This window comes from Albidovulum salinarum, assembly GCF_025673475.1.
Lineage (GTDB): Bacteria > Pseudomonadota > Alphaproteobacteria > Rhodobacterales > Rhodobacteraceae > Albidovulum > Albidovulum salinarum.
The window spans coordinates 46,816-59,639 of the sequence record NZ_JAOVQO010000008.1 but is presented as its reverse complement, the minus strand read 5'-3'; the positions used below and the strand labels follow the sequence as shown (position 1 = coordinate 59,639).

Here is a 12,824-nt window from a genome sequence, read left to right as displayed (position 1 = left end):
CCGGCCCGGAGGTTCAGCTCGACGGCATCGCTCGACACCGACCGCCCGCCGCGAGATCGGCGGGCACGAGGTTGGGGATCCTCGGGATCTTCTCGCCCGCGCGAAGCGCCTCGGTGACGTCGAGACATCTCACCAGCGCCTCGACCCGCGCCGCGATCTCGGCGAAGTCGTTCAGCGGCGCTGTCACCTGGTAGATGCGCGTCATAATGTGAAGCTGTCGATCGGGCTGGTAACGAAAGTTCGCCGAGCAGAAGGTCGGTTTCGGATTGGCGCGATCAAAAGCACAAATCGCATAAAAACGTTTCGGATCATGTCTGGGATAGATGAGAATGTCGCCGCGCACGGGCGCCGCATGCTGGCCTTGCCAGCCGACCTCGTAATTTTCGAGATCAAAAAGCGGCGGCAGCGTCGGATCACCATGAAAGCGTGATTTTTCATCCGGAGCCCAACCCAGCTCACCGAGGCGATGAAGGCGCGTTAGATCCGTGATGTGAATGACTGTTGAATAAAGATACGGATCGGCTCGCGTAAGATCGTCGATCCACTTTACGCTGGTCAGGGAAACGAATTCATTCTCGACCTGAAGATCCTGGATCGGCGTCCTCTTGCGCAAATCGAACGTGCGCGTCCCGAGCGTCACCAGGCCGTCGGTTCGATTCCTGATGGTGTCCGCGCGCGCGGCGGCGAGGGACACGAGAGCCGCGCAAAGGAGGCTGATCAGGAAACGCAATCTCGGAAACCGATCGTTTGAGAACCTGCGAGCCGAACACCGATCTTCTGCGGTCGGCACGCGGCATGGGAGAATAGACTGACGTTCTTTTTATCAGGGCGCGAGTGGCGCGATCTGTCAAGCCTCCGATGCCCCGTCAGTGATGACGGGGCTTTGACTGACCGCTCGCTTGACCGGGCCGTTCGGCCGCCTCAGCCGTTTTCCCTCAGCACGCCGCCGGCGAGGTAGAGCGAGCCGCAGATCAGGATCCGGGCACCGGGGTCTTTCGCCGCAATCGCCTGCACGGCGGCCAGCACGGTCTCGGCGGTGCCGGCCTCGATCCCGGCCTTGGCGGCGGCCTCCTGCGTCTGTTCCGCTGTCAGCGTGTTGGCCTCGCCGGGGATCGAGACGGCGGTGAGCGTCTTCGCGGCGGCGGCGATCGGGCGCAGGTAGCCCGCGATGTCCTTGGTGTTGAGCATGCCGAGGATCATGTGGGTGGGCTTCGCCGGCAGCCGCGTGAGGGTGGCGGCGACGGCGATGCCGCCCGCCGGGTTGTGGCCGCCGTCGAGCCAGAGCTCGCAAGCCCCCGCCGCATCGACGAGCGGGCCGTGGCCGAGGCGCTGCATCCGGGCGGGCCAGTAGGCTTTCGTCACGGCGGCCTCGCAGGCGGCCTCGGTCGCGCCGAGATGGCGCAGGGCTGCGAGCGCCGCGCCGGCGTTGTCGATCTGGTGCGGGCCGGGAAGGTTCGGCAGCGGCAGGTCGAGAAGGCCGTTCTCATCCTGGAAGATCAGCCGGCCGCGTTCCTCCCAGACGTTCCAGTGCTGGCCGTGGGCGAGGAGCGGCGCGCCGAGGCGGGCGGCCTTCGCCTCGATCACCGCGAGGCCCTCGGGCTCCTGCGGGCCGACGACGCACGGCACGCCGCGCTTGATCACGCCGGCCTTCTCGCCGGCGATCTCGGGGAGCGTCTCGCCGAGGTATTGCTGGTGGTCGATCGACACCGGGGTGATGATCGAGAGCCGCGGCTGGTCGACGACGTTGGTCGCGTCGAGGCGGCCACCGAGGCCGACCTCGAGCAGCGTCCAGTCGGCCCGGGTGCGCGCGAAGGCGAGGAGGGCCGCACAGGTCGTGATCTCGAAATAGGTGATCGGGATGCCGCCGTTGGCCGCCTCGCATTCTTCGAGGATCTCGGTCAGGTGATCTTCGGAAATGAGGTCCCCGGCGAGGCGGATGCGTTCGTGGAAGCGGGCGAGATGCGGCGAGGTATAGGCGTGGACGGTGTCGCCCATCGCCTCGAGCCCGGCGCGGATCATCGCTTGGGTCGAGCCCTTGCCGTTGGTGCCGGCGATGTGGATCACCGGCGGCAGCTTGCGTTCGGGATGGTCGAGGGCTTCGAGGAGGCGCCAGACCCGGTCGAGCGTCAGGTCGATGATCTTGGGATGCAGCGCGAACATGCGCGCGAGAATCAGGTCGGAACCTTGGGACATCATGGCCTCGCTGGCGCTGGGGTCGGGCGTCGGCGCGGGGGGCTGTCTGCCCCCCGGACCCCCCGAGGATGTTTTCGGCAAGATGAAGGTTACTTCGCGGCGATGCTGCTCGGGGCCGGCTTCGCCTCGGGCTTCGGCAGGTCGCCCTTCACCGCCGGGGGCTGGCGGGTGAGCATCCGGAGGATCCCGGTGAGTTCGTCCTTCAGCTTCTTGCGATGGGTCACCCGGTCGAGCATGCCGTGGTCAAGCAGGTACTCGGAGCGCTGGAAGCCCTCGGGCAGCTTCTCGCGGATCGTCTGTTCGATGACGCGGGCGCCCGCGAAGCCGATCAGCGCGTTCGGCTCGGCGATCTGGACGTCACCGAGCATCGCGTAGGAGGCGGTGACGCCGCCGGTGGTCGGGTGGGTCAGGACGACGATGTAGGGAAGGCCCGCGTCCTTCAGCATCTCGACCGCGATCGTGGTGCGCGGCATCTGCATGAGGCCGAGGATGCCTTCCTGCATGCGCGCGCCGCCGGCGGCCGAGAAGAGCACGAAGGGGCGCTTCAGCTTCACCGCGCGTTCGGCGCCGGCGATGATCGCGTTGCCGACATACATCGACATCGAGCCGCCCATGAAGGCGAAGTCCTGGGCCGCGGCGACGATCGGCGTGCGGCCGATCTCGCCCTCGGCAACCAGCATCGCCTCCTTCTCGCCGGTCGCCTTCTGGGCGGACTTGAGGCGGTCGGGGTATTTCTTCTGGTCGCGGAAATGCAGCGGGTCGGCGATCGGCTCGGGCACCTTCACCTCGCTGAAGATGCCGCCGTCGAACAGCGTGGCGAAGCGGTCGCGCGGGCTGATCGCGAGGTGGTGGTCGCAATTGGTGCAGACGTTGAGGTTCTCGGTCAGCTCGCGGTGGAACAGCATGGTCCCGCATTCGGGGCACTTGGTCCACAGGTTGTCGGGCACTTCGCGCCGCGAGAACAGCGAATTGATCGTCGGCCGGACGTAGTTGGTGATCCAGTTCATCGCATCTGCCTTGAGCTCGGGTCGGCGGGGGCCGGTCAAGCCCTCCAGATAGTCCGGGCGCGCGGGAATTGCAATCAGACCCGCAGGCTGATCCGGGCGACCAGCCAGGCGATCACCATCGAGGCGAAATCGAGCAGGAGTGCGGGGCGCGCAGCGTCGGGGTCGGCGGGGTCGAAGATCACCGTCCAGAGCGCGAGCCCGTCGAGATTGCCGGCGAGTCCGACGATGAGAAGCGCAGAGATGTTGTTGGCGGCGTGGAAGCCGAGCGCCGCGCCGAGCGTGCCGGTGCGTGCGGTGAGGTCGGCGGCGAGAAGGCCGAAGACCGCGGCCCAGAGTGCGACCAGCCAGGCGTTCGGGCCGAAATCCTCCGGCAGGTAGTGGCCCCAGGCGAAGAGCACCGAGGGGATGCCGATCCAGATCAACGGCGAGCGGAAGCGCGCGGCGAGCTGCTGCTGGAGGTAGCCACGGAACACCAGCTCCTCCGCTCCGGTCTGGATCAGGATGCCGGGAAGCGCCAGTGGCAGGTAGCCGAGGAACGCGAGAAAGCCGAGGCCGGGGCGGACCTCAAGCCCGAGGAGTGCCAGGGGCAGCAGCAGGATCTCGAGCGCGAGGATCGGCAGGAGGACGCGGGCGAAGTCGCGCAGCGCGCTTCGCGGCGAGGGGCCGATCAGCGTGCCGGCGCTGCGGCGGTGGAAGATCCGGACCGCCGCCATCGGACCGAGCGCGAGCCCGAGGAAGGACCATAGGAGCAGGAGCATCCCGCCCGGCGTCTCTCCGGCCAGCATCCGGCGGATCATCGCGTCGGCGACGGGCTGTCCGTACTGGACGCTGAGCCAGGTGCTGAGGCCGAGGATTGGCAGGAGGTAGGCAGCCACGATCAGCGCCGATGCGGGCAAGAGCCGCCAGAGCGCCGGGCGGCGGCGGGCGGGCGCGACATAGTCCTCGTGGGAAGCGTAGGCGCGGATCATGGCTCCCGCGAGGCTAGCCGCTCTCGGGGGCGCCCACAATCGGCGGAATCGGCGCCTTCTCGCGCGCGGCACTTCTTGTGTCCCGCGCCGCGCTCGCCTATTGCAGGGCCGACATTTGACGGGAGGCCAGCCCATGAAGAACCGCCGTTTCGACAAGTCCGCACTGCCCAGCCGCCATGTGACCGAGGGCCCCGCGCGGGCGCCGCACCGGTCCTACTTCTACGCGATGGGCATTTCCGAGCAGGAGATCCACCAGCCCTGGGTGGGCGTGGCCACCTGCTGGAACGAGGCGGCACCGTGCAACATCGCGCTGAACCGGCAGGCTCAGGCGGTGAAGCAGGGCGTGAAGGTCGGCGGCGGCACCCCGCGCGAGTTTACCACGATCACCGTCACCGACGGCATCGCGATGGGGCATGAGGGCATGCGCTCCTCGCTCGCCTCGCGCGAGGCGATCACGGATTCGGTCGAACTGACGATGCGCGGCCACTGCTATGACGCGCTCGTGGGCCTTGCCGGATGCGACAAGAGCTTGCCGGGGATGATGATGGCGATGGTGCGGCTCAACGTGCCGTCGGTCTTCATCTATGGCGGCTCGATCCTGCCGGGCCGGCTGAATGGCCAGGACGTGACCGTTCAGGACGTGTTCGAGGCGGTCGGCAAGCATCAGGCCGGCAACTACTCGGATGCCGAGCTCGCGGTGCTGGAGCGGGTGGCCTGCCCCTCGGCGGGCGCCTGCGGCGGCCAGTTCACGGCGAACACGATGGCTTGCGTGTCCGAGGCGATCGGACTTGCGCTCCTCAACTCCTCGGGCGCGCCCGCGCCCTACGAGAGCCGCGACGAATACGGCATGGCCTCGGGCGAGGCGGTGATGAACCTGATCGAGAAGAACATCCGTGCCCGCGACGTGGTGACGCGCAAGGCGCTGGAGAACGCGGCGCGGGTCGTGGCCTGCACCGGCGGCTCCACCAATGCGGGGCTGCACCTGCCGGCGATCGCGCACGAGGCGGGGATCGACTTCGACCTCTTCGACGTCTGCGACATCTTCCATGACACGCCCTATTTCGTCGACCTCAAGCCCGGCGGCCAGTTCGTCGCCAAGGACCTCTACGAGGTGGGCGGCGTGCCGGTGGTGATGAAGGAACTGCGCAAGGCTGGCATGATCCACGAGGATTGTATCACGGCGTCGGGCCGCTCGATGGGTGAGGAGCTTGACCTCATCACCCGCGAGGCCGATGGGCGCGTGATCTATCCCTCGGCGAGCCCGATCACCAAGACCGGAGGCGTCGTCGGCCTGAAGGGCAACCTCGCGCCGGACGGCGCCATCGTGAAGGTCGCGGGCATGAAGCCGGAAGAGCAGGTCTTCACCGGCCCGGCGCGGGTCTTCGAATGCGAGGAGGATGCGTTCGAGGCGGTGAAGGCGCGCGCCTACAAGGAGGGCGAGGTCATCGTCATCCGCAACGAGGGACCGGCAGGCGGTCCGGGGATGCGCGAGATGCTGGCGACCACGGCGGCGCTGTCCGGCCAAGGCATGGGCAAGAAGGTGGCGCTGATCACCGACGGCCGCTTCTCGGGCGCGACGCGCGGCTTCTGCGTTGGCCACGTCGGCCCCGAGGCGGCGCATGGCGGGCCGATCGCGCTTCTCAAGGACGGCGACATGATCACGCTGAACGCGATCACCGGCGAATTGTCGGTTGCGCTCTCCGACGACGAGCTGGCGAGCCGCAAGGCCGAATGGAAGGGGCCGCGCCCGACCCAATACGCTTCCGGGGCGCTCTGGAAATACGCGCAGCTCGTTGGTGGCGCCCGCAAGGGCGCGGTGACGCATCCCGGTGCAAGGGCCGAGCGTCATGTCTACATGGACCAGTAAGACCAGGGCCGCCGTCGCGCTGGCCGCCGGCCTCGGGCTCGCGGCCTGCGCGGCGAGCGGCTTCGGCGGCGCGAGCCGGGCGATCATCGTCGCAGGTGGCGAGGTGACGGTGACCGGCCCGTCCGGCTATTGCATCGACAGGAGCGTCAGCCGTGACGGGGCGGAGGGCGCCTTCGTGCTTCTGGGCTCCTGCGCCGCGATCTCCGGCTCGCGGACGGCGGCACAGCCGGTGCGGCCGGCGGTGCTGACCGCCTCGGTCCTGCCCGGCGCGCCGCTCTCGGCGCCGATGGCGGAAAGCTTCGAGGGGCTTGCCGCCTTCTTCCGCTCCGCCCCCGGCCGCGCCGCCCTGAGCCGCTCGGGCAAGGCCGAGACGGTGACGGTGGAAGAAGTGGCGGCGGCAGGCGACGTGCTCTACCTGCGGCTCAGCGATGCCTCGGCGTCGGATGGCCGGGCGGTGGAGCCGGAATACTGGCGCGCAATTCTCGCGCTCAAGGGGCGAATCGTGACGCTGTCGGCGCTTGGCCTTCAGGACCGGCCGCTCACGGCGGCGGAGAAGCGCCGGGCCCTTGAGGGGTTCGTCGCGCAGATGAAGGCGGTCAATCCGGTACCGGCGGCCACCGCCACCGAACCGGCATCCTGACCCAGCGCGGGGCAACCAGGGTTGCCCCGTGTCGTAAACACAACGATAAGAAGTGCAGTTTCGCTCACGCGACAAGGTTACGATGGCCACGCAGGCGATGACCCGGATCTACGACAGGTTGTTGGAGCAGGTGCTCTTCAGGCGTACGCTGCAACGCTGGCAGCGCATCGCGTCGCGTGCGGAGACGGCGGATGTCTCGGTGCTGCGGCGCCTGCACGGCCCGGCCCGCCAGCTTCGGAGCGAACTCGACCGGCTGCTGCGGGTTGCCGACGGGCGGCTGGCGCAGGCGGAGAGCGGCGCGCGGGCGATCCGCCGTCCGCCAATGAGCGACTGGGCTTGGCGGCCGGAGATCTGGCGCGCTCCAGTAACACCGGGCGGCATCGCCCCGGCCGAACCGCGCAGCGCAATCGGATCGGAGGCGACGCTGTTTCACGATTGCCCCGCACGCGAGGTGACGCTGCGCCAGATCCGGAACGCGGGTGCAGAGGACCTTCCGCCCTACGGGTTGAAGCTGGACGTGCTACGGTTCGAGGGATCGTTCCTGTCGCTGGTGATCGAGCTGCCGCCGGCGGCGGTCGACGGGCTGACACTGCACCACATCGTCCGGTTGGATGCCGCTCTTGAAGTGGAAACCCCCCGGAAGATTTTCGTGCGGCTGAACCTGAAGCACGGGCCGAACACCGAGCAGGTCGTGCACAGAGTGGCGCCCGCAGACGGTGCATTGGTGGCGGAATTCGACCTCGCCCACACGAAGATGAACGAGAAGCGGCTGGAGCGGGCCTGGGTCGACCTGATCTTCGAGAAACCGGAGATGAACCAGTTCGTGCTCCGCGATGTGACGCTGAGCCGGCGGGCGCGGGCGGAGATGTGAGGGTGGGACGATGACGACGGCCGTTCTGGGCAGTGGACGGATCAGCGCGGGGCGCTGGGAGGCGGAACTGGGCGGTTCGGGTCCGACCCCGCCGCGGATCGAGATCTGGCACCGGGAGCGCCAGCTCGACGGCGTCACCGTCGCGGCGGCGGCACGGGCCGGCACCTGGATGGTGTCGGTGCCGATCCCGGTGGCGGCGTTGTCGGACGGGGTGCAGACCTTCCTCGTTCAGGATGCCGCGAGCGGTGAGCGGCTCGGCCAGTTCACGATCATCGCGGGTGTCGCGATCGAGGACGACATCCGCGCCGAACTCGACCTGCTCAGGGCCGAGCTCGATCTCCTGAAGAAAGCGTTCCGGCGGCACTGCGCCGAGACTGCCGGCTGAGGGCTCAGGCCGCCGGCGCGGACAGCACCGGCGCGGCCCTGGTCCACCAGCCGGGTTTCTCGATACTGATCCGGCGCGCGGCACGCGTGGCGGCGGCAAGGTCGGCGAATAGGCCGAAGCAGGTAGCGCCGGATCCCGACATCCGCGACAAAAGACCGCCGCAGGCGCGAAGCGCGGCAAGAACCTCCGCGATCACCGGGGCAATGGCGATCGCGGGCGCTTCGAGATCGTTGCGCTGCACCGCGAGCCAGAGCGCGAAGTCGGTCGCATCGCAGCCCTTGGGGATCTCGGTAATTGGCGGATTGTCCCGACGCTCAAGCGCGGCGAAGACGGCGGGCGTCGGCACGGCGACGCGGGGATTGACGAGCACCAGCGCCAGCCCCTCGGGCAGTCCCCCGACCGGGTCCAGCCGCTCGCCGATGCCGCGCATCCGCGCCGGTCTGCCGGCAAGGCAGACCGGCACGTCGGCGCCGAGCGCGAGCACCGCGTCGGGTGCCGGCAGCGGCAGGTTCCAGAGCCTTGCGAGCGCGCTCAGCGTCGCCGCCGCATCGGCGGAGCCGCCGCCGATGCCCGAGGCGACCGGAAGCTGCTTGTCGAGCTCGATCGCGGCGCCGCGCTCGACTTCGAAAGCCCGCGCCGCGCGCAGCACGAGATTGTCGGCCCCGGCGTCGAGACCCGCTCCCTCCGGGCCGGTGATCGTCAGCCCGAGGCTTTCGCTCTCGGACACGCGAATCCGGTCGCCGGTGCCGGCGAAGACCACGAGGCTGTCGAGCAGGTGATAGCCGTCGGCCCGCCGGCCGGTGACATGCAGCGTCAGATTGACCTTCGCCGCGGCGAAGGACTCATTGGCCATTCTTGGTGAACTTGAGCGGTTCGGCGCCTTCCTCCTTCAGCACGAGGTCGAGTCCGACCTCGAGCTTGCGGCGGATCCGCTGGGCTTCCTCTTCCGTCGCCGGTTCGAGCGAGAGCGCGCGCTTCCACTGGAACTCCGCCTCGCGCTTGCGTCCGACGGCCCAGTAGACGTCGCCGAGGTGGTCGTTGATCACCGCGTCGAGCGGCATCAGTTCGACCGCGTTCTCCATGTGGCCGACCGCCTCGTCATAGCGGTCGAGCCGGTAGAGCGCCCAGCCGAGGCTGTCGGTGATCGCGCCACTGTCGGGCCGCCCGGCCAGCGCGCGTTCAATCATCGCCATGGCCTCGTCGAGATTGGTGTTCATCTCTAGATAGGAATAGCCGAGATAGTTCAGCACCGAGGGGTGGTCGGGATTGAGCGCCAGCGCCTTGCGGAAATCGGCCTCGGCCTTCGGCCACTCCTTCTCGCGCTCGTAAGCGATGCCGCGGGTGTAGTAGATGACCCACTGGGCCGGATCCTCTTCGGTGAAGAGCGCCACAGCCTTGTCATAGGCGTCTGCCGCTTCGCCAAAGCGTTCCTGACGGCGTAGCGTGTCACCAAGCGCGGCCCAGATGTCGGAGCGGTCGGCATGATCGCGGCTGAGCTGCTGCAGCACCTCGATTGCAGCATCGGCCTTGTCGCCCGCGATCAGCGCGTCGGCCCGGCCGAGCTCGGCCGCGACATAGGCGGGATCGTTGCGCGAGATGCGGTTGAACGCTTCGTTCGCCAGCGCGAACTGGCCCTGGGCTTCGAGGATCGAGGCGCAGAGCAGCACCGATTCCGACTGGTCCGGCGCGAGGTATTCCGCAAGCCGGGCAAAGGCGAGCGTGTTGACGTCGGCCGCTTCTGTGTTGAGGGCGCTCGCCACTGTGTAGAAGACTTCCGCAAGGCCGTCGGTCGGGTTGCGGATCACCGTGAAGGAAACCGGTTTGCCCGCCGCCAACTCCTCGCGCAGCGCGAAGAACGAGGGATCGCCGGTCTCGGCATAGATCGCGTCGATCAGCTCCACCGCGTCGCCGTTGCGCTCGAGCTGGCTGAGGATCTGTGCATGGGCGATGACGCCGCGGCGGGTGGCGCGCAGCGGTCCATCCGCCTCGCCCGAGAAGATGTAGTCGGCGCCTTCGAAGTCGCCCACCGCCGCGAGTGCCAGCGCCTTGTGATAGAGGCCGAACGCGCGCGAGCCTTCGTTGCTCGCGACCGCGTCGAAAGCCGCTGTCGCGTCGGCCATGCGCCCCATGCCGACGAGCGACCAGGCGCGGAACAGGCCGTCGACCAGCGGGCCGCCAGTGCGGCCGCCGTCGAGCTCGTCCAGCGCGGCTTCGAACTGGCCGTTGCGAACCAGGGCGGCGAGAATCACCAGATCGCCGATCTGGCTCGACATACCGGCGTCGTCGAGCCGCTGCGCCATCGGCAGCGCCTTGTCGATCGCGCCGCGTCCGATCTGGGCGATCATCGCGTTCTCGAGCAGCCCGGCATCGTTCGGGTCCGACATAAGAGCCCGGTTGAAGTACTCCGCCGCCACATCATAGTCCGACACCCGGCTGGCAATCCGTCCGGCAAGGTACGGACCCGCCACGCCATCTGCCGTGAAAGCAGGCTGGACGGTACCAAATGTGAGGGCAAGGGCGAGAACGAGGGGCAGGGGGCGCACTTGCGGCACGTGGGTCTCCTTCCGAACGATCGTGGCGCGAACGTAGTGGCCCGGGCGGCTCAAAGCAACGGTTGCTTTGCGTAAATCGGACATGGATTATGTCGGTTTTGGGGCAGTCCCTCGGCTGTGGCGGCGTTTCGCGTGCTCGTTACAAGAGAGTCGGCGCTTTGCGGCCTTGGCGTGAGGTGCGTGCGAATCACTCAGCGATGCGGGCGAGGACGAGAATCACGGCGATGACGAGCGCGACGGCGATTGAAAGGTTGAACCGGTCGAACCGCCTGCGGTCAGGGCGATGGGGCGGATAGGAAAGCGGCCAGATCTGCCGTTGCGCCGCCTCAGTCAGGAGGTCGAGAGAGATCGGGATTCGCGCCACTCTGCGGTCGGGAGGACGGAACGGCCAGCCGGGAGCGAACAGCGACCCCTCGTCGGCATGATGGAACTCCCAGCGATAACCGGACAGGTCGGTGCCGAAACGGGTTGCGAAGGCTTCGAGGAACGCGAAGGCGTCGTCGCCGTCGCAGCCGGTCGCGGCAAGGATGTCGGCCTCGGCCACCGGGTCGAGCCGCCTGCCGAGCTGTTCCTCGACGAAGGCGGCGACGTCCCGGCGGCCGGGCGCGGCCATCACATGTTCGGGTAGTTCGGGCCGTCGCCGCCCTGCGGCGTCGTCCAGTTGATGTTCTGGCTCGGGTCCTTGATGTCGCAGGTCTTGCAATGGACGCAGTTCTGGAAGTTGATCACGAATTCCGGCTTGCCGTCCTTCTCGACCACCTCGTAGACGCCGGCCGGGCAATAGCGCTGCGCCGGCTCGGCGTATTTCGCCAGGTTGACCGAGATCGGAACCGACGGATCCTTGAGCTTCAGATGCGCCGGCTGGCTCTCCTCGTGGTTGGTGAAGGAGAAGGAGACGTTGGTGAGCCGGTCGAAGGACAGGACCCCGTCGGGCTTCGGATAGTCAATCACCGGGAACTTCGACGCCTCGCCGGTCGCGGCCGCGTCGCTCTTGCCGTGCTTCAGCGTGCCGAAGAGCGAGACCCCGAAGAGGTTGTTGGTCCACATGTCGAAGCCGCCGAGGACGAGCGACGGGATCATTCCCCACTTCGACCACATCGGCTTCACGTTGCGCACCTTTTTCAGATCCTTGGCCACCGGCCCTGTGCGCAGCTCGGTCTCGTAGGCGGCAAGCTCGTCACCCGAACGTCCGGCCTTGATCGCCGCGTGGGCGGCTTCGGCCGCGGCAATGCCCGAGAGCATCGCGTTGTGGTTGCCCTTGATCCGCGGCACGTTCACGAGGCCGGCCGAGCAGCCCAGAAGTGCGGCGCCCGGCGCCACGACCTTCGGGATCGACTGCCAGCCGCCCTCGGAGATCGCGCGGGCACCGTAGGCCACGCGCTTGCCGCCCTTCAGAAGCTCCGCGACCATCGGGTGGTGCTTGAAGCGCTGGAACTCCATGTAGGGATAGAGGTGCGGGTTCTGGTAGTTCAGGTGCACCACGAAGCCGACATAGACCTGGTTGTTCTCGAGGTGGTAGATGAACGACCCGCCGCCGGCGTTCTTGCCAAGGGGCCAGCCCATCGTGTGGGTGACCGTGCCCTCCTTGTGCTTGGCAGGGTCGATCTCCCAGATCTCCTTCATGCCGATGCCGAACTTCTGCGGGCAGTGGCCCTTCGACAGGTCGTACCTGGCGATGATCTCCTTGGCGAGCGAGCCGCGCACGCCTTCGCAGATGAAGACGTACTTGCCGTGCAGTTCCATGCCCGGCTCGAAGTTCGGGCCCGGCGTGCCGTCCGCATTCAAGCCCATCACGCCCGCGACGACGCCCTTCACCTCGCCGTTCTCGCCGTAGACGAGTTCGGAGGCCGCGAAGCCCGGGAAGATCTCGACGCCGAGGCCCTCGGCCTGCTCGGCCATCCAGCGGCAGACATTGGCCATCGAGACGATGTACTTGCCGTGGTTGTTCATCAGGGGCGGCATCGGCCAGTTCGGGATGCGGATCTTGCCGGCCTCGCCGAGCATGTAGAAGTTGTCCGCCTTGACCTCGGTCTTGATCGGGGCGCCCTTCTCCTTCCAGTCGGGAATGAGCGCGTCGAGGCCCACGGGATCGAGAACCGCACCCGACAGGATATGCGCGCCGACCTCGGAGCCTTTTTCCAGCACGACGACATTGAGGTCGGCGTCAAGCTGCTTGAGGCGGATCGCGGCCGAAAGCCCTGCCGGGCCGGCACCCACGATCACCACGTCATATTCCATCGATTCCCGTTCGATCTGGGCCATTCCTGTTCCTTTCCCTGCGCCTGCCTGAGTGCCTCATCCGTCGCGCAAGATCGTTAGCTTACCGAGTGGCATGACGCAA

General features: G+C 67.7%; 12 protein-coding genes. 4 read left to right on the top strand and 8 right to left on the bottom strand.

Translation table 11 applies throughout. The features are described 5' to 3' along the window. Positions 1-13: 13 nt before the first annotated feature. The 4 genes from OEZ60_RS09785 to OEZ60_RS09770 form a co-directional block, all read right to left on the bottom strand. Entirely contained in the window at positions 14-730 is a 717-nt protein-coding gene (locus tag OEZ60_RS09785; RefSeq protein WP_263335479.1) for a hypothetical protein, read from the bottom strand. Positions 731-921: 191 nt separating this feature from the next. Further along, positions 922-2,196 carry a bifunctional folylpolyglutamate synthase/dihydrofolate synthase gene (locus OEZ60_RS09780; protein WP_411709796.1) on the bottom strand — a complete coding sequence of 425 codons (1,275 nt, stop codon included), beginning with the start codon at positions 2,194-2,196 and terminating at the stop codon, positions 922-924. Between the two features lie 86 nt (positions 2,197-2,282). Beyond that, positions 2,283-3,200 (bottom strand): acetyl-CoA carboxylase, carboxyltransferase subunit beta, encoded by a 918-nt coding sequence (gene accD / locus OEZ60_RS09775; protein WP_263335759.1) that lies wholly within the window; start codon positions 3,198-3,200, stop codon positions 2,283-2,285. A 74-nt stretch (positions 3,201-3,274) separates the two neighbouring features. Continuing rightward, positions 3,275-4,168 carry a CPBP family intramembrane glutamic endopeptidase gene (locus OEZ60_RS09770; protein WP_263335477.1) on the bottom strand — a complete coding sequence of 298 codons (894 nt, stop codon included), beginning with the start codon at positions 4,166-4,168 and terminating at the stop codon, positions 3,275-3,277. A gap of 133 nt (positions 4,169-4,301) precedes the next feature. Between OEZ60_RS09770 and ilvD the strand changes: the two genes are divergently transcribed. From ilvD to OEZ60_RS09750, 4 genes are read left to right on the top strand one after another with little or no spacing between them, the layout of a single operon-like run. After that, positions 4,302-6,035, top strand: coding sequence for a dihydroxy-acid dehydratase (ilvD, locus tag OEZ60_RS09765; protein ID WP_263335476.1), 1,734 nt, complete (start codon positions 4,302-4,304; stop codon positions 6,033-6,035). Continuing rightward, complete coding sequence (locus OEZ60_RS09760; protein ID WP_263335475.1) at positions 6,016-6,675, top strand: hypothetical protein; 660 nt, start codon at positions 6,016-6,018, stop codon at positions 6,673-6,675. The genes ilvD and OEZ60_RS09760 overlap by 20 nt, the downstream gene beginning before the upstream one ends. 52 nt (positions 6,676-6,727) lie before the next feature. Then, positions 6,728-7,546 carry a DUF6478 family protein gene (locus OEZ60_RS09755; protein WP_317852829.1) on the top strand — a complete coding sequence of 273 codons (819 nt, stop codon included), beginning with the start codon at positions 6,728-6,730 and terminating at the stop codon, positions 7,544-7,546. Between the two features lie 10 nt (positions 7,547-7,556). Continuing rightward, positions 7,557-7,931: a hypothetical protein gene (locus OEZ60_RS09750; RefSeq protein ID WP_263335474.1), complete on the top strand. Its 375-nt coding sequence runs from the start codon at positions 7,557-7,559 to the stop codon at positions 7,929-7,931. A 4-nt stretch (positions 7,932-7,935) separates the two neighbouring features. Here OEZ60_RS09750 and OEZ60_RS09745 read toward each other — a convergent pair whose 3' ends face one another. The 4 genes from OEZ60_RS09745 to OEZ60_RS09730 form a co-directional block, all read right to left on the bottom strand. Then, positions 7,936-8,784: a 4-(cytidine 5'-diphospho)-2-C-methyl-D-erythritol kinase gene (locus OEZ60_RS09745; RefSeq protein WP_263335473.1), complete on the bottom strand. Its 849-nt coding sequence runs from the start codon at positions 8,782-8,784 to the stop codon at positions 7,936-7,938. After that, positions 8,774-10,483: a tetratricopeptide repeat protein gene (locus OEZ60_RS09740; protein ID WP_263335472.1), complete on the bottom strand. Its 1,710-nt coding sequence runs from the start codon at positions 10,481-10,483 to the stop codon at positions 8,774-8,776. Before OEZ60_RS09740 ends, OEZ60_RS09745 begins: the two co-directional genes overlap by 11 nt. 187 nt (positions 10,484-10,670) lie before the next feature. Then, positions 10,671-11,096, bottom strand: coding sequence for a DUF1493 family protein (locus OEZ60_RS09735; protein WP_263335471.1), 426 nt, complete (start codon positions 11,094-11,096; stop codon positions 10,671-10,673). Continuing rightward, positions 11,096-12,745 (bottom strand): electron transfer flavoprotein-ubiquinone oxidoreductase, encoded by a 1,650-nt coding sequence (locus OEZ60_RS09730; protein WP_263335470.1) that lies wholly within the window; start codon positions 12,743-12,745, stop codon positions 11,096-11,098. Before OEZ60_RS09730 ends, OEZ60_RS09735 begins: the two co-directional genes overlap by 1 nt. Between the last annotated feature and the right edge of the window lie 79 nt (positions 12,746-12,824).